Source organism: Citrobacter sp. Ca225 (assembly GCF_030337175.1).
Lineage (GTDB): Bacteria > Pseudomonadota > Gammaproteobacteria > Enterobacterales > Enterobacteriaceae > Citrobacter_A > Citrobacter_A amalonaticus.
The window spans coordinates 1-232 of sequence record NZ_JAOWCD010000032.1 but is presented as its reverse complement, the minus strand read 5'-3'; the positions used below and the strand labels follow the sequence as shown (position 1 = coordinate 232).

General features: G+C 48.3%; 1 tRNA gene. It reads right to left on the bottom strand.

Annotation, left to right across the window (positions count from 1 at the left end):
- Nucleotides 1-154: 154 nt before the first annotated feature.
- Nucleotides 155-230, bottom strand: a tRNA-Glu gene (locus tag OGW13_RS00785).
- Nucleotides 231-232 lie beyond the last annotated feature (2 nt).

Sequence of the window (232 nt, the reverse complement as noted above, 5' to 3'; positions counted from 1 at the left end):
GAAAATTTGAGAGACTCGAACACACCATTAACAGTGTGTCGTTTCAATTTTCAGCTTGATCCAGATTTTTAAAGAGCAAATATCTCAAACATGACTCGCTGAGTCAGTTTTGAGATACAAAGGCCGGCGACTTTCACTCACACAAACCAGCAAGTGGCGTCCCCTAGGGGATTCGAACCCCTGTTACCGCCGTGAAAGGGCGGTGTCCTGGGCCTCTAGACGAAGGGGACAC